Genomic DNA, 14,494 nt, shown 5'->3' on the forward strand with positions numbered 1-14,494 from the left:
CAGCCCGACTATCCCCACAGCCCGGCGATCCGCGCCGCCGCCGACTTCCCCTGCACCCGACCGGCGTGTGCCGACGGGACTCGGGAGGCGGTGTCGAGCGGGTTCGCCCCGAAGGCGGCCACCGCGGCCTCGTCGGGGACGATCGATTCCACTCGCGCGCCCCGTTCGGCCAGTCCCGCGATCTCGCCTTCCAGCGCCGGATCGGGCAGCGGCGCGATGATCAGCACCCGGCCGAATCCGGCCGCCAGATCGGCATTGACACTGGTCCGCACGCCACCGTCGGTATAGCGCACACCGTCGACGGTGTGCGCCGGCCAAACCAGCGGCACCGCCGAACTGGCGGTCACCGCGTCGACCAGCGCGACTCCGGAGTCCCGATCGAAGATATGGGGTTCACCGGTGCCGGCGTCGACGGCGGTGATCAGCAGCCGCTGCCGCGGCCATTGGTGCACCGGCAGCCGCGATTCGATCACCGCGCGCCGCGCGGATTCCGGCACCGTCTCGGCCGCCAGGGCGAGGTTGCCGAGTCGCCGCCGCGCCGCGGCCATATCCCCGTCGCTCGCGGTGATGATCTGGCCGATCGTCTCCCACACCCCCTCGAGCGGATTGCCCTCCGGCACGATTTCGACGCTCTGCAACGCCGGGTCGATCTGGCGGCGGAACAGCTCCTCCGGGGTCAGCCCGCTGGTCAGCTGTGCCGCCACATTGGCGCCCGCCGACGTGCCGATGTACACATCGGCGGCGGTGAGATCGAGGCCCGCATCGGCCAACCCGGCGATCACGCCGTTCGCCCAGGCGATACCCGCCACTCCACCGCCGCCGATCACCAGCGCCCGTTCGTCCGGCATCACCGCTCCACATCTCGTTCCGCGTTCCCGATTGCTCGGGACAACCTCGACGGTAGCGACGACCATTCCCCCGGCGCGATTACCGGACAGGTAATGAAATGTCAGGACGCGTTGCCACCCACGCTGAACGCGACGCCGCTCGGATCGCGCAGCGCGGCCAACCGCCCGTACGGCGAGTTCTGCGGCTCGACTTCGACCGAACCACCCAGGCTCACCGCCTGCTTCACCGTCGCATCGACATCCTCGGCGCCGATGTAGACGCGCCACCCGCCGGGCGATCCCGCGGGCAGGTGCGCCGCCGAATCCATCACGCCACCGAGCATCGGCGTCGCGGAATGAATTGTGGTGTAACGGAACTCGGGCGAATCACCGACGGTGAAGGGATCGCGCCAGCCGAATACCTCGCGGTAGAACTGCAACGCCTCGGCATAGGCCGGTGTGTGCAGTTCGAACCACGACGGGTACCCGACGTGCCCGCTCCAGTTGCCGCCACCGGCGACGCCGAAGGAACCGAACCCGCGATGGACGCCGGGCTGCCACGCACCGACGCCCGCGCCGGACGGATCGGCGAGTACGGCCATAGCGCCCACGTCGCCGACGGCCATCGGCTCCACCACGACCCGGCCGCCGTGGTCGGCGGCGGAGGCGGCGGTGGCATGAACATCGACACTGGTCAGATACACGGTCCATTGATCGGGCGCACCGTCGGTGCCGTCGTTGCGCATCCCGCCGGCGACGGCATTGCCGTCCTTGCGGAAGGTGATGTATCCGCCGTACCGCTCATCGCTCTCGGCGGTCCAGCCGAACAACTCGCCGTAGAAATCGATGGCTCGATCGGTGTCGGCGGTGAACAGCTCGATCCAGCACGGGTCTCCGGGTTCGAAGGTGTAGGACATGCTCGCTCCTCTGGATGGGGATTGCGTTCTCTCACCGATACGACGGCGTCGGACGGACAAACTCATCGTCCCGGTCCACGCCTGGCACGACGCGGCCGCCGGCCCGATTTGCGGGTAGCGTTTGTGAACTAACCCTTCTACGCTGCTCCTATGACCGAATGGCATCCGACGGCATGCATCCTCTGCGAGTGCAACTGCGGCATCCAGGTGCTGCTGGGCGCCGACGGCCGCAGCTTCGACAAGATTCGCGGCGACAAGCTCCATCCCTCCTCGGCCGGCTACACCTGCAACAAGGCCCTGCAGCTGGATCGGTACCAGAACGGGCGCACCGGTCGCCTGACCGCGCCGCTGCGCCGCAACTCCGACGGATCTTTCACCGAAATCGATTGGGACACAGCTATTTCGGAGATCTCCGCACGCATGCGCGAGATCGGCGCCGAATATGGCGGCGAATCGATCTTCTACTACGGTGGCGGCGGTCAGGGCAATCATCTCGGCGGCGCCTACGCTCCGGCCACCATGGCCGCCTACGGCATGCGCTATCGATCCAGCGCGCTGGCCCAGGAGAAGACCGGCGACTTCTGGGTCGGCGCGCGGATGACCGGCCATCCGGTCCGCTCGGACGTCGAACATGCCGAGGTGGCGCTGTTCGTCGGTAAGAATCCGTATCAATCCCATGGCTTCCCGCGCGCCCGCTCGGTATTGAAGGAGATCGCGCGCGATCCGCAGCGGTCGATCATCGTGCTCGACCCGGTTCGCACCGAAACCGCCGAACTGGCGGATTTCCATCTGCAACTACGTCCCGGGACCGACATCTATCTGCTGGCGGCGATGGCGGCGATCCTGGTCCGCGACGACCTGGTCGACCACGACTGGCTGGCCGCGCGCACCGAAGGTTTCGACGAGGTGGCGGCGGTGCTGCGCACGGTGCCGATCGAGGAGTACTGCGCCCTGGCCGATGTCGAGATCGACCTGGTCACCGCGGCGACTCACCGCCTGGCCGCGGCGGACTCGGTCGCCGCGCTCGAGGACCTCGGTGTCCAGATGAACCGCCACTCGACACTGGTCAGCTACGTCGAGAAACTGCTCTGGCTGCTCACCGGAAACCTGGGCAAACCCGGGACGCAGTATGCCTTTTCCGGGATGGCGGCGATCGGGCACGATCGCGGCCATCCGGCCGACTCCGGTCCGCGCAGCCCGGTCGTGGGCGCGCGCATCATCAGCGGACTGGTGCCGTGCAATGTGATCACCGAGGAGATTCTGACCGACCATCCCGCCCGCTATCGGGCGATGATCGTCGAGAGCGCCAATCCCGTTCACTCACTGGCGGATTCGGCCCGGATGCGAGACGCACTCGCGGCGCTGGAACTGGTGGTCGTCATCGACGTGGCGATGACCGAAACCGCCCGCGCGGCCGACTACGTCCTGCCCGCGCCGACCCAGTTCGAAAAGTACGAGGCGACCTTCTTCAACTTCGAATTCCCGCGCAACATCTTCCATCTCCGGCATCCGGTGCTTCCGGCTCCGGCCGGCGTCCTCGCCGAACCCGAGATCCACGCCCGGCTCGTCGAGGCCGCCGGCGTCCTGACCGAGGACGATTACCGACCGCTGCGCCGGGCACTCGACCAGGGCCGCGATGCCTTCGCCATGGCATTTCTCGCCGTCCTCACCGATCCGGCGAAGGCGAAGCTGGCTCCGATCCTGCTCTACCGCACCCTCGGCCCGACCCTGCCCGACGGCGCCGCTGCCGCCGCGGTGTTGTGGGGCGCCGCCTACACCTGCGCCCGGAAGAACCCGGCCGGCGTGGAGCGAGCCGGCTACGGCACCGGACTCGCTGCCGGGGAGCGGCTGTTCGAGGCGATCCTCACCGGCGAACACGGCGTCGTCATCACCGACGACGAGGTCGACGAGACCTGGAACCGGGTGCGCGGCGGCATCGTCCGGCTCGCCGTTCCGGAACTGCTGGCGGCGCTGGCCACGCTCCCCGTACCGGACGAGGACCACGACTGGCCGTTCGTCCTTGCCGCCGGGGAGCGGCGCGCCTTCACCGCCAACACCATCATGCGCGATCCGGCGTGGCGCAAACGCGATCCCGGAGGCGCGCTGCGAATCAGCACCGCCGATGCCCTCCGGCTGGGCCTGACCTCCGGCGATGAGGTGCGACTCACCACCCGCACCGGCAGTGCGCAGGTGACCGTCGAGCCGACCGATCGCATGCGCAGCGGACATCTGGCGCTGCCCAACGGCCTCGGCTTGTCCGTCGTAGCGGCGGGCGAGGTCCTCACCAGCGGGGCCGCCCCCAACGAGTTGACGGCTTTCGACGATCGCGACGAATGGGTCGGCACCCCGTGGCACAAGTACGTGCCCGCCCGGATCGATACGGTGGGTACATGAAGCGCACCACCTTTGCCACCTGGCCCTGTTCGGTCGCCCGCACGGTCGATCTGATCGGTGACTGGTGGACGCCGCTGGTGCTGCGCGAAGCATTCTACGGCACAACGCGTTTCGACGATTTCGAACGCACGCTGGGCCTGAGCCGCAATGTCCTCACCCAGCGCCTGACGCGGCTGGTCGAGGAGGGAATGCTGGAAAAGGTCCCCTATCAGGATCGTCCGGTCCGCTACGAATACCGCCTCACCGACAAGGGACGCGATTTCTTCCCGGTGCTCACCGCCATGATGCGCTGGGGTGACCGCTGGCTCGCCCCGGAGGCCGGACCGCCGGTGGTCGTCCACCACGACACCTGCGGGCACGACACCCACGCCGAAGTAGTGTGCGCGCACTGTGGAGAACCCCTGCGGCATGCCGAAGTCTCAGCTCGGCTGGGGCCGGGCTTTCCGCCGCAGCACCGCGAAAGCGCTGTGCGCAGCGGACGATTCGTCTCCTGAGAACAGTGGCGCCGCGGCTCTAATCCGCGTTCTCGAGTTTCGGGACCAGACGTTCCAGTAACTCCCGCAGCACCGCTTCGTCCTCCGGCGCCAATTCGGCCAGCGCCTTGTACGCGCGCACCTGTGAGCCGCGGATCTGCGCGGCCAACTCACGGCCGGCGCCGGTGGACACGAGGTATTTGACGCGCCGATCGGCGGGATTCACCGTGCGCTGGACCAGGCCGCGCGACTCCATGCGATCGGCGACACCGGTCAGGTTCGACGGATCGCACGCCATCCGGTCGGCCAGTACCCGCATGGGCAGTTCGGCGGGCGGTTCGTTGAGCGCCAGCAGCAGCTTGGCTTGGGTCAGCGTGAGCCCGTGCCCCTCGGCCGCAGTCAGGAAATCCTGCAGGTAGGCCGAAACGAAGCGCGCGATCAGCAATGCCAGCGGGCTCTGCGCTGTGTCCGGTGACATAGCTCCGATGCTACCCAAACGATTGACAACGGCTATCGTCGACTCCTTAAATGCTTGAGGTCTTCAAACATATAGGTCTTCAAACATATAGGTCTTCAATTTTATGGAGGTGGCTGTGGAACGCAGAGGTTCGCTGCTGACCGGCGTATTGGCCTTCGCGGCGATGATCGTCACGGTCATGCAGACCCAGGCCGTGCCGATTCTGGGAGTGGCCGGTTACGGATTCGGCGCCTCGATCCTGCGCGCCTCGGTCGAATATCTGCTGCCCGCGACACTCTCGTCGATGCTGGCCGCACCGGCGGGCGGAATCTTGGTCGGCCGGCTCGGCGGCCGTCGCGTGCTGGCCCTGTCGGGCGCGATCGGTGCGGCCGGATTCGGCTGGCTGGCACTGGCACACGACGCGACCGGCTCGGTGATCGCCGCGAGCGTGGTGATCGGCGTCGCGATCAGCTTCGCCTACGCGGCGATGCCCGCACTGATCGCGGCAAACGTCCCGCATCACCAGAGCGGAATCGCCAACGGCATCAATTCGATCTCCCGCACCGTCGGCAGCTCGCTGGCCAGCGCCATCATCACCACCCTGCTGACGGCGAAACTGTTGCCCCACCTGCCGCTGCCACAGGACAGTCAGTTCATCATCGCGTTCTGGGTCGGCGCCGCGGCGTGTGCGGCGACCGTGCTGGCGGCACTGCTGGGCTTGCGACCGGAAGGCCGCGATGCGGCCGTCGGGAACCCCGGCGGGCATGGTGCCGGCAACGACGGCAGCGCGGTCTCGTTCGATCGGCGCGACCTACCGACCCGGGTCGGCTGAGACAACCGCCGCGTCACCGCGCGAACAACCATGCCGCTGTCGCCAGGTGTAATCATTCACGATCTGAATCGTTCAGGAAAAGATATACTAGTGGACGTGACGCACGTCAAGACCGCGGTTCCCGCGACGATCGCCTTCCGCCTCGGCACCCTGGGCGCGAACGTGACCGATCGTTTCGCCGTGGCGATCGAGGAATTGGATCTCAAGCCGAAACACGTCGGCGTGCTGGTCGCACTCGATCACGGCGTCGCCACCTCACAGCAGGACCTGGCGACACGGCTGGGTGTCGCCCCCAGCCTGGTCGTCGCGCTGGCCGACCATCTCGAACGACTCGGAGCGGTCCGTCGCGATCGAGATCCGGACGACCGCCGGCGTCAGATCCTCACCCTCACCGACCACGGGCGTGAATTGCTCGCCGCGACCGAGGAACGGGCGCGACGGCTCGACCGCGAATTCACCGGGTCCTTGACCGGCGCACAACGCACCGCACTGCAATCGGCACTGGCCGTCCTCGCCGCCGACGCGGGGCTACCGGGCGCGCGGGAGGAGCTCACCCGCCGGGGTGAGCCCTAACCGCCGGCGACCAGGCAGGCATATCCGAGGCGGATGCCGGTGCCGACCGGAAGATCGAGCGTCGCCGACGGCATCTGCGCGGGCCGGCCGGCTTGCACCGCACTGAGCGTGTGCTGCCCCGGAACCGCCGGAACCCACGTGATGAGCGCATACGCGCCGCCGGGCGGCGTCACGCCGATCGGAACTCCGTTGTCGTAGAAGGTGACCGGCGCGACCGGATCGGTGACATTCGCCTGCAGGGTGTAACTGCATCCGCTGCCGTAATCGGTGGCGATGCCGAAGTTCATGTCGGGGGTGGCGCCGAGTCTGGTCACCGCGGCATTCGCCGTCTGCGGGAACGCCGCCGCGAACACGGCCGCCGCGCCGAGGATGCCGCCGGACACTACCGTGGCGGCCCGACGGCGCACCCGCTGCCGGGGCGGCCCGCTGATCGTCGTCTCGTGCATGATGCCGTCCTCGTCGTAGGCGCCGCGGCGCGAACCGAGACCGTCTGGCGTGCGCGAACCTCCCCGACAGCGCCGCACGGTCTGTCGGCACGATACCCCGTAGGCTCGCCCCGCACGGCCCGGTTCGCGGCGTCGATGTGGCGCGATCTGCGGGCCGCGGACGGCGCCCGCACGCGCAGGAGGACGATGGGGCTATGCACCGCAAACCGCCGACTCGCGATATCGATGAAGCCAAGCTGGCGGTGACCCCGCCGAAGAAGCAGGCCGCCGGCGTCACTGCCGTCGCGGTCGCCCTCGACCGGGCCGTCGAGGAGATGGGCGTCGTTCGCACAGCCCGCACCCTCACCCGGGTCAACCAGCGCCACGGTTTCGACTGCCCCGGCTGCGCGTGGCCCGAACCCACCGGCCACCGCCGCCCGGCCGAATTCTGCGAGAACGGGGCCAAGGCCGTCGCCGAGGAGGCGACCCTGCGCACGGTCACGCCGGAATTCTTCGCCACCCACTCGCTGGACGACCTCGCCGGCAAGACCGGGTACTGGCTGGGGCAGCAGGGACGCCTGACCCATCCGATGGTGTTGCGGCCCGGCGACACCCACTACTCCCCCATCGCCTGGGAGCAGGCCTATCGGCTGATCGCGGACACCCTGCGCGGCCTGGCCTCACCGGACGAGGCCGTGTTCTACACCTCCGGGCGCACCGCCAACGAGACGGCCTTTCTCTATCAACTGCTGGTGCGCAGCTTCGGCACGAACAATCTGCCCGACTGTTCGAACATGTGCCACGAATCCTCCGGTGCGGCGCTCACCCGGTCGATCGGCATCGGCAAGGGGTCGGTGTCGATCGACGATTTCGCCGCCGCCGATCTGATCATCGTGGCGGGACAGAATCCCGGCACCAATCATCCGCGCATGCTGTCGGCGCTGAGCACCGCGAAAGCGCACGGCGCCACGGTGATCGCGGTGAATCCGCTGCCGGAGACCGGGCTGATCGGCTTCCGGGATCCGCAGACGGTGAAGGGTTTCACCTCCGGCGTCACCATCGCCGACGATTTCCTGCAGATTCGCCTCGGCGGCGATATGGCCCTGTTCCAGGGTCTGGCGAAACTGCTGTTCGACGCGGAGGATCGCGCACCCGGCACGGTGGTGGACCGGGTCTTCGTCGACGCGCACACCGCCGGCTTCGCCGAATACGAAAAGCATATGCGCGCAGTCGATCTCGACGAGGTCGTCGAGGCGACGGGTCTGACCCGCGAACAGCTCGACCGCACGGCCGAGCTGCTGGCCCGCTCGAAGTCCACCATCATCTGCTGGGCGATGGGTCTGACGCAGCAGCGCCACGGTGTCGCCACCATCGAGGAGGCGACGAATCTGCTGTTGCTGCGCGGCATGATCGGCAAACCGGGCGCGGGCGTCTGCCCGGTACGCGGGCATTCCAACGTGCAGGGCGACCGGACCATGGGTATCTGGGAGAAGATGCCCGAGAGTTTCCTCGACGCGTTGGATTCCGAATTCGGTATCACCGTGCCGCGCGAACATGGTTGGGACACGGTCGATTCCATACGCGCCATGCGCGACGGGCGCGCCAGGGTGTTCATCGGCATGGGCGGCAACTTCGTCTCGGCGACGCCGGATACCGAGGTCACCGAGGCCGCTCTGCGCGCGTGCGAGCTGACCGTGCAGATTTCGACCAAACTCAACCGCAGCCACGTCGTGCACGGCCGTACCGCACTGATTCTGCCGACCCTGGGCCGCACCGATCTCGATCTGCAGGAGGGGACCAGACAGCAGGTGTCGGTGGAGGATTCGATGTCGATGGTGCATCTGTCCACCGGCCGGCTGCAGCCGGTGAGCGACGATCTGCGCAGTGAGGTCGCGATCGTCTGCGAGCTGGCCGCCGAGTTGTTCGGCCCCGATCATCCCGTACCGTGGGAGCGATTCCGGCGCGACTACGACCACATTCGCGACGCCATCGCCCAGGTGGTACCCGGCTGCGCCGACTACAACCGGAAGGTGCGCAGTCGCAACGGTTTTCAGCTGCCGCATCCGCCCCGCGACAACCGCGAGTTCCGTACCGCCTCCGGGAAGGCCAACTTCGCGGTCAACGACCTGCACTGGCCGCGGATCCCGCAGGGGCGGCTGCTGTTGCAGACGCTGCGCAGCCACGACCAGTACAACACCACGATCTATGGCCTCGACGACCGCTATCGGGGCATACACAACGCCCGCCGCGTCGTGCTGGCGCATCCGGACGATATCGCCGAATTCGGTTTCGCCGACGGCGATCTCGTGGATGTGATCTCCGAATTCAGCGACGGCGTCGAGCGCCGGGTCACCGGTTTCCGGATCGTCGGCTACGCCACGCCGCGCGGCAACGCCGCGGCCTACTATCCCGAGACCAACCCTCTGGTCCCGCTCGACCACGTCGCCGAGCGCTCCAACACCCCCGTGTCCAAGGCTGTCGTGATCCGGCTGGAGCCGCACCGCCACCTCACCGCGTGACCGCACGACGGCACCGACCAGAACTGCGAGGCAGCTTGTGAGCAGAGTAACCGCGCGCAGACCCACCCGGCGCATCACACCCGCGGGCATCGTCTCCCGGCCCGATACGCTGGCCGTGGAGGAGCCGTTGGAACTGCGCGTCGACGGAACGGCCCTGACCGTCACCATGCGCACCCCCGGCCACGACATCGACCTGCTGCACGGATTCCTGTTCAGCGAGAACATCATCGAGTCGGCGGACGACATCGATTCGGCCCGGTACTGCGCCGGCACGGACACCGAAGGTCGCAACACCTACAACGTGCTCGATATCCGATTACGCCGTGCGGTTCCCATCCAGCCCCGCGGGTTCGTGACCAACAGCGCCTGCGGATTGTGCGGTACCACCGCGCTCGATCAGGTGCGCACGCGCAGCCGCTTCCGGCCACCGGCCGACTCGCCGCGCGTCGATCCGACGCTGCTGGCCGCCCTGCCCGGTGAGTTGCGTTCGCGTCAGGCGGTTTTCGATGCCACCGGCGGACTGCACGCGGCCGGGCTGTTCACCCCCGACGGCACCGCACTGGTCGTGCGCGAGGACATCGGCCGGCACAACGCGGTGGACAAGGTGGTCGGCTGGGCGCTGCGCGAAGGACGCGTGCCGGCTCACGACACACTGCTGATCGTCAGTGGCCGGGCGTCGTTCGAGCTCGTCCAGAAGGCCGTCATGGCGGGCATTCCGGTACTCGGCGCGGTCTCGGCGCCCAGTTCGCTGGCCGTCGACCTGGCCGCCGACAACGGACTCACCCTGGCCGGCTTCCTGCGCGGCGACACGATGAACATCTACAGCGGGGTCGACCGGCTGGCGACCACGCCCGCGGCGGCCACCGGCACCTGACCCGCGAACCGGCGACCGGATCCACGCAAGCCTGCTACCCGCCAACTAGAACACGTTTCAATTCCAGGGAGTCCACATGGACCTCTTGTCCATCCGTTTTGCCCGGCTTACCGTAAGGCGACAACCCGGCGGACGGGAGGGCGCGCGATGCGAATTTCGGTACACGGCACGGGTGGGGGAGTCCAGGTGCGGATGCGCCTGGACGCCAACCGCCGCCGCCGGCTGATCACCAGAATCTCGTTGTGGCTGTTGGCGATCAACGGCATCGTGGTCGGTGTCTGGGCGGTGCTGCTCCCCGAGCCGTGGTTTCGCAGTTTCCCCGGCTTCGGACTGAACTGGGTGGGCAGCGACGGTCCGTACAACCACCACCTGGCGACGGATGTCGGTGCCTTCTTCCTCGGCTTCGGCGCGCTCAGCCTGGCGGCGCTGTACTACCGCGACAGCATGGTCGCCCGCGTCGCCGGAATCGGCTGGCTGGTCTTCGGAATTCCGCACCTGATCTATCACGTCGCGCACAAGCCGGAGCAGATGGGCGGCGACAACTACGCCGTCAGCCTGATCGCCGCCACCCTGCTGCCGGCACTGGCCGCGGCCATTGTCGTGGCCGCGCCGCGAGAACGGGTGCGGCTACGCGATCCGGCGCCGATGACTATCCGCTTCCCGCGCCGTCATAGTAGATGAAGCTGCTCGGCAGCCGCAGGAATGCTCTCCGAACAGCAGTAACGGGACCACTCCCCGAGGCGATGAGCAAGCATCGGAGAAAAGGTTCAACGGCGAACCACGGAAGATCAACGGCGATCTTCGGCAAGCGGGCGCGACGGGGCGACCGGTCGTCACCGCCTCCGACCAGCTCCACTCGCTACCGTCACAACTCGATACAACTCGATACTTCTACTGCGAATCCGCGCCGGCATCGACGATGTCGGCGCGCGGAACCGCCGCAAGCGCCATCAGCGCATTGAGGAACCCGGTTCGATCCGCCGCATCCAGGCGGCCGAGCAACTCCTCCTCCTTGGCCTGGATATCGGACTGGGCCGCCTGCGCCAGGGCCTGCCCTGCCGCGGTCACGGCCAGCAGGCGGGCCCTCCGGTCGGCCGGATCGGGATAGCGCTCGATCAGGCCGCGCTCCTGCAGATCGTCGAGGACGGCGATGATGCGGGTCTTGTCGGCGCCGATCTCCTCCGCGAGCACGCCCTGCCCTCGCGCCGGCCCTCGGCCCAGCGCCAGCAGTACCGAATAGGCCCACATCGTCAGCCCGTGCGATTCGAGTACCGGCCGCTCGGCCGCCATCAGGGCACGTCCGAGCGGCACGATCATCGCCGCCAGATCGGGTCGCTGCGCATCCGCCATGCCGAACAAGATACGTGCCCGCCGGTCCGCTTCGGCCGGGGTCCGGCCGACTTCGCCGGTACAACCGGGAGCTCGAGCGCCCGGTTGCGCAATCCCATTGTGCGGGCGCCTATTTCACCCCTACCGGCCAGGACGGCGACCGGCCCAGCAGGCTGAGGATCCGAGCGAGCGGATCGGAGGGGTCGGTATCCGGCACCGCGGGCGCGAACGCCGAACCCGGCCGCAAGCGGAAGTCGCCGTCGGGTACCGCCTCGGCGATCCGCAGGGCGGGCTCCGCCAGTTGCGGGTCCAGTTCGTAGGGCAGACCGATCGCCCGGGCCACATCCCACCCGTGCACGACATAGTCGATGAGATGGAAGCCGATCGCCTGACTGCCCGCCGCGGTGAACCCGGGGCCGAATTCGGGAAGTTCGAAATCCCTTTCCAGCACCCCGGTTTCGGAGAAGGCCGCCGTCACATCGGCCGCCGCCTCGCGATACACGACCACCGGATCCGCCGGTGGATCCAGCCGCCAGACGGCCGTATCGCCGCCGTGGCCACGCGCGGCGGCCGCGAAACCGCGGTGCTGCACGGCCATATGGGTGAGCAGTTGGGTCAGATCCCATTCGCCACAGGGTGTAGGCCGGTGCAGATCGGCACGGGCCACCTTCGACACGATCGTCACGCTGTACTCGACCGCCTTGCGGTCGAGATCGGAAATATCACTCATGAGCTTATCGTATGCTCCTGCATATCATATGTCTATGCTTATTATTTCGGCTTACCGCGGCGATTACGCTAGGGAATAGGTGAGACCGGCATCACGTTCGTGGCCCGTCACATCGCGGGACGGCGTCTCGTCCAAGGGGTGAACCGTCTTCCGAAGGGAGAATCATGAGTGCCACCCGCATCCCCCCGGTGCCGCCGCAGCAGGCGGGCCTACTGACCCGGATCATGTACCGCGTCAGCAAGCGCAGGTTCGGCGAGGTGCCCGAGCCGATGGCCGTGCTCGCCAATCACCCGAAGATGCTCACGGCCTACGCGGCCCACGAATCCCTGGTCGGCCGCGCCACCTCCGTCGTACCCGACGATGTTCTCGAGATCGCGGTTTACCGGGTGGCCTGGACGGTCGGCTGTTCCTGGTGCGTCGATTTCGGCACGATGCTCATGCGGCTGAGCCACCTCGATATCGACAAGCTGAAGCAGATCGCGGACTACGAGACCTCGGCGGCCTACAGCGCGGACGAGCGCGCCGCGATCGCCTACGCCGACGCCATGACCGCCACTCCCACCACGGTCACCGATGAGCAGATCGAGGACCTACGGGCCCGCTTCGGCGACGCGGGCGTGGTGGAGTTGAGTTATCAGATCGCACTGGAGAATTCCCGCGCCCGAACGTATTCGGCGCTCGGCATCATCGCGCAGGGCTTCAGCACCGATTCCTGTCGAGTGCCCTGGGCACAGGACTGAGCGAGACGCGACGATCGCGGACACCAGAAAGGGGCGGGAGGTTTCGGCCTCCCGCCCCTCTTCGCAGCTTTCGGAAATGCGCTCCGATCAGGCCGACTTCTCGCGGCGTTCGGCCGCCTGGCGCTTGCGCGGCACGATGGTCGGCAGCACGTTGTCGTTGACCGTATCGGCGTTGATGACCACCTTGGCCACGTCGTCGCGGCTGGGGATGTCATACATCACCGGCAGCAGCACCTCTTCCATGATGGCGCGCAGACCGCGAGCGCCGGTACCGCGCAGGATGGCTTGATCCGCCACGGCCTCCAGCGCGTCCTTGGTGAACTCCAGGTCCACGCCGTCCATCTCGAACAGCCGGACGTACTGCTTCACCAGAGCGTTCTTCGGCTCGGACAGGATGCGGACCAGCGACTCCTTGTCCAGATTGGTCACCGAGGCGACCATCGGCAGGCGGCCGATGAACTCGGGGATCAGGCCGAACTTGATCAGATCCTCCGGCATGACCTCGGCGAAATGATCCGCGGTGTCGATCTCGGCCTTGGACCGGACCTCGGCGCCGAAACCGATGCCGCGCTTGCCGACCCGGTCCTGCACGATCTTCTCCAGTCCGGCGAAGGCGCCGGCCACAATGAACAACACGTTCGTCGTGTCGATCTGGATGAACTCCTGATGCGGATGCTTGCGTCCGCCCTGCGGCGGCACGCTCGCCTGGGTGCCCTCGAGGATCTTCAGCAGCGCCTGCTGCACGCCCTCACCGGAGACGTCGCGGGTGATCGACGGGTTCTCGCTCTTGCGGGCGATCTTGTCGACCTCGTCGATGTAGATGATGCCGGTCTCGGCCCGCTTGACGTCGTAATCGGCGGCCTGGATCAGCTTGAGCAGGATGTTCTCGACATCCTCACCGACATAGCCGGCCTCGGTCAGCGCGGTGGCGTCCGCGATGGCGAAGGGGACGTTGAGCATCTTGGCCAGCGTCTGCGCGAGGTAGGTCTTACCGCAGCCGGTGGGGCCGAGCATGAGAATGTTCGACTTCATCAGCTCGACCGGCTCGCCGCGGCTGTCGCGGCCCTTGTCACCGGCCTGGATGCGCTTGTAGTGGTTGTAGACGGCCACCGCCAGCGTGCGCTTGGCCGAATCCTGGCCGATCACATACTGCTCGAGGAATTCGCGGATCTCGGCCGGCTTGGGCAGCTCGTCGAGTTTGACCTCACTCGACTCGGCCAGCTCCTCTTCGATGATCTCGTTGCAGAGGTCGATGCACTCGTCGCAGATGTACACCCCTGGTCCCGCAATGAGCTTCTTGACCTGCTTCTGACTCTTTCCGCAGAACGAGCATTTCAGCAGATCGCCGCCATCACCGATGCGCGCCATCTCGTGGGTCCCTACTTCCTTGTCCGCGTGCAACCG

Annotated in this window: 15 protein-coding genes; 8 read left to right on the forward strand and 7 right to left on the reverse strand. The window is 67.4% G+C overall.

Annotation, left to right across the window (positions count from 1 at the left end; genetic code table 11):
- Positions 1–8: 8 nt before the first annotated feature.
- On the reverse strand, positions 9–848 hold the full coding sequence (locus C5E41_RS25245) for a patatin-like phospholipase family protein (RefSeq protein ID WP_104378236.1): 840 nt from the start codon (positions 846–848) through the stop codon (positions 9–11).
- A 101-nt stretch (positions 849–949) separates the two neighbouring features.
- Entirely contained in the window at positions 950–1,744 is a 795-nt protein-coding gene (locus C5E41_RS25250; RefSeq protein WP_104378237.1) for a VOC family protein, read from the reverse strand.
- Between the two features lie 150 nt (positions 1,745–1,894).
- Between C5E41_RS25250 and C5E41_RS25255 the strand changes: the two genes are divergently transcribed.
- Positions 1,895–4,138 (forward strand): molybdopterin-dependent oxidoreductase, encoded by a 2,244-nt coding sequence (locus C5E41_RS25255; RefSeq protein ID WP_104378238.1) that lies wholly within the window; start codon positions 1,895–1,897, stop codon positions 4,136–4,138.
- Complete coding sequence (locus C5E41_RS25260) at positions 4,135–4,632, forward strand: winged helix-turn-helix transcriptional regulator (protein WP_104378239.1); 498 nt, start codon at positions 4,135–4,137, stop codon at positions 4,630–4,632. Before C5E41_RS25255 ends, C5E41_RS25260 begins: the two co-directional genes overlap by 4 nt.
- 19 nt (positions 4,633–4,651) lie before the next feature.
- On the opposite strand, the gene C5E41_RS25265 is transcribed toward C5E41_RS25260, so the two are convergent.
- Entirely contained in the window at positions 4,652–5,089 is a 438-nt protein-coding gene (locus tag C5E41_RS25265; RefSeq protein ID WP_104378240.1) for a MarR family winged helix-turn-helix transcriptional regulator, read from the reverse strand.
- Positions 5,090–5,204: 115 nt separating this feature from the next.
- Between C5E41_RS25265 and C5E41_RS25270 the strand changes: the two genes are divergently transcribed.
- Positions 5,205–5,900 (forward strand): MFS transporter, encoded by a 696-nt coding sequence (locus C5E41_RS25270; protein WP_258081245.1) that lies wholly within the window; start codon positions 5,205–5,207, stop codon positions 5,898–5,900.
- Between the two features lie 96 nt (positions 5,901–5,996).
- Positions 5,997–6,473 carry a MarR family winged helix-turn-helix transcriptional regulator gene (locus C5E41_RS25275; RefSeq protein ID WP_219823241.1) on the forward strand — a complete coding sequence of 159 codons (477 nt, stop codon included), beginning with the start codon at positions 5,997–5,999 and terminating at the stop codon, positions 6,471–6,473.
- On the opposite strand, the gene C5E41_RS25280 is transcribed toward C5E41_RS25275, so the two are convergent.
- A complete protein-coding gene (locus tag C5E41_RS25280; protein WP_146097678.1) occupies positions 6,470–6,919 on the reverse strand; it encodes a hypothetical protein in 450 nt (149 codons plus the stop codon). The genes C5E41_RS25275 and C5E41_RS25280 overlap by 4 nt on opposite strands.
- A 194-nt stretch (positions 6,920–7,113) precedes the next feature.
- On the opposite strand from C5E41_RS25280, the gene C5E41_RS25285 reads away from it, so the two are divergent.
- From C5E41_RS25285 to C5E41_RS25295, 3 genes are all read left to right on the forward strand, one after another.
- Positions 7,114–9,417 carry an FdhF/YdeP family oxidoreductase gene (locus tag C5E41_RS25285; protein ID WP_104378243.1) on the forward strand — a complete coding sequence of 768 codons (2,304 nt, stop codon included), beginning with the start codon at positions 7,114–7,116 and terminating at the stop codon, positions 9,415–9,417.
- A gap of 37 nt (positions 9,418–9,454) precedes the next feature.
- Positions 9,455–10,291, forward strand: coding sequence for a formate dehydrogenase accessory sulfurtransferase FdhD (fdhD, locus tag C5E41_RS25290; protein WP_104378244.1), 837 nt, complete (start codon positions 9,455–9,457; stop codon positions 10,289–10,291).
- A gap of 147 nt (positions 10,292–10,438) precedes the next feature.
- The gene (locus tag C5E41_RS25295; RefSeq protein ID WP_104378245.1) at positions 10,439–10,972 is read left to right on the forward strand and encodes a hypothetical protein; all 534 of its coding nucleotides are present in this window, start codon (positions 10,439–10,441) and stop codon (positions 10,970–10,972) included.
- A 210-nt stretch (positions 10,973–11,182) separates the two neighbouring features.
- On the opposite strand, the gene C5E41_RS25300 is transcribed toward C5E41_RS25295, so the two are convergent.
- Together C5E41_RS25300 and C5E41_RS25305 are read right to left on the reverse strand one after the other, a co-directional pair.
- Positions 11,183–11,641, reverse strand: a complete 459-nt coding sequence (locus tag C5E41_RS25300) for a MarR family winged helix-turn-helix transcriptional regulator (RefSeq protein WP_104378246.1) — start codon at positions 11,639–11,641, stop codon at positions 11,183–11,185.
- A gap of 109 nt (positions 11,642–11,750) precedes the next feature.
- Positions 11,751–12,350, reverse strand: a complete 600-nt coding sequence (locus tag C5E41_RS25305; RefSeq protein ID WP_104378247.1) for a TIGR03086 family metal-binding protein — start codon at positions 12,348–12,350, stop codon at positions 11,751–11,753.
- A 164-nt stretch (positions 12,351–12,514) separates the two neighbouring features.
- Between C5E41_RS25305 and C5E41_RS25310 the strand changes: the two genes are divergently transcribed.
- Positions 12,515–13,090, forward strand: a complete 576-nt coding sequence (locus C5E41_RS25310) for a carboxymuconolactone decarboxylase family protein (protein ID WP_104378248.1) — start codon at positions 12,515–12,517, stop codon at positions 13,088–13,090.
- Between the two features lie 87 nt (positions 13,091–13,177).
- Here C5E41_RS25310 and clpX read toward each other — a convergent pair whose 3' ends face one another.
- Positions 13,178–14,458 (reverse strand): ATP-dependent Clp protease ATP-binding subunit ClpX, encoded by a 1,281-nt coding sequence (gene clpX / locus C5E41_RS25315; protein WP_030512721.1) that lies wholly within the window; start codon positions 14,456–14,458, stop codon positions 13,178–13,180.
- Positions 14,459–14,494 lie beyond the last annotated feature (36 nt).

It is taken from the genome of Nocardia nova (assembly GCF_002933465.1).
Classification (GTDB): domain Bacteria; phylum Actinomycetota; class Actinomycetes; order Mycobacteriales; family Mycobacteriaceae; genus Nocardia; species Nocardia nova_B.

What these genes read in the sequence shown, in the direction of transcription:
- C5E41_RS25300 (WP_104378246.1), bottom strand. Translation starts at nt 11,641, where the DNA reads ATGGCGGATGCGCAGCGACCCGATCTGGCGGCGATGATCGTGCCGCTC.
- C5E41_RS25265 (WP_104378240.1), bottom strand. Translation starts at nt 5,089, where the DNA reads ATGTCACCGGACACAGCGCAGAGCCCGCTGGCATTGCTGATCGCGCGC.
- C5E41_RS25305 (WP_104378247.1), bottom strand. Translation starts at nt 12,350, where the DNA reads ATGAGTGATATTTCCGATCTCGACCGCAAGGCGGTCGAGTACAGCGTG.
- C5E41_RS25280 (WP_146097678.1), bottom strand. Translation starts at nt 6,919, where the DNA reads ATGCACGAGACGACGATCAGCGGGCCGCCCCGGCAGCGGGTGCGCCGT.
- C5E41_RS25285 (WP_104378243.1), top strand. Translation starts at nt 7,114, where the DNA reads ATGCACCGCAAACCGCCGACTCGCGATATCGATGAAGCCAAGCTGGCG.
- C5E41_RS25250 (WP_104378237.1), bottom strand. Translation starts at nt 1,744, where the DNA reads ATGTCCTACACCTTCGAACCCGGAGACCCGTGCTGGATCGAGCTGTTC.
- C5E41_RS25310 (WP_104378248.1), top strand. Translation starts at nt 12,515, where the DNA reads ATGAGTGCCACCCGCATCCCCCCGGTGCCGCCGCAGCAGGCGGGCCTA.
- C5E41_RS25255 (WP_104378238.1), top strand. Translation starts at nt 1,895, where the DNA reads ATGACCGAATGGCATCCGACGGCATGCATCCTCTGCGAGTGCAACTGC.
- clpX (WP_030512721.1), bottom strand. Translation starts at nt 14,458, where the DNA reads ATGGCGCGCATCGGTGATGGCGGCGATCTGCTGAAATGCTCGTTCTGC.
- C5E41_RS25260 (WP_104378239.1), top strand. Translation starts at nt 4,135, where the DNA reads ATGAAGCGCACCACCTTTGCCACCTGGCCCTGTTCGGTCGCCCGCACG.
- C5E41_RS25295 (WP_104378245.1), top strand. Translation starts at nt 10,439, where the DNA reads ATGCGAATTTCGGTACACGGCACGGGTGGGGGAGTCCAGGTGCGGATG.
- C5E41_RS25245 (WP_104378236.1), bottom strand. Translation starts at nt 848, where the DNA reads ATGCCGGACGAACGGGCGCTGGTGATCGGCGGCGGTGGAGTGGCGGGT.